At 34.8% G+C, this 580-nt stretch carries 1 pseudogene; it reads right to left on the bottom strand.

Annotation, left to right across the window (positions count from 1 at the left end):
• Window positions 1-519, bottom strand: a pseudogene (locus AC1DND_RS29125) (DUF6597 domain-containing transcriptional factor); the annotation flags it as partial.
• Window positions 520-580: the final 61 nt, after the last annotated feature.

Here is a 580-nt window from a genome sequence, read left to right as displayed (position 1 = left end):
AAAAGACGCGAAACATTTCAAAATCTTGCAATATGATTTTAAAGGGATACCAAATCTATCTTGGAAATAACGATTGATTTGTCTACTGCTCCAAAATACGTGTTGAGAATATTCTTCAACTGACAGTCCGCCATTGGTCTGATACAGCAAATTGAACAAATTCTCTCTTCTAATGTCGATATCTTTTTGATTTGATGTGGTTGAAAGGATAGTTTTATTCAATTTTTCGATGATTGTTTCAACATTATGAAATGAAAGTTGGTCTAATTGCCAAAACATGCTATTCATTAATTGTTCACTATCTAAAAGTGCTGATATTTTCTGTCTTAAAATGTAGTCAGCTGCCAATAATTTGAACCGCACTCCAAATACTTGTCTGTTTGGCTCAATAGAAACATCCACTTGTTTTGTCCAAAGTCCTGTCAGCGAAATTTCTTGTTGCTCATAATTGTCAAGTGAAACGATAAGGTCAAAATAGCCATCCGGCAAAATTGTAAAGTCCAGTTTTTCAGCAGTGCAATTGTCGAACCACCAATTGTAAAGTCCAGTTTTTCAGCAGTGCAATTGTCGAACCACCAAT

Source organism: Pedobacter sp. 01N416 (assembly GCF_056399685.1).
This window is presented reverse-complemented; position numbering and strand designations above follow the sequence as displayed.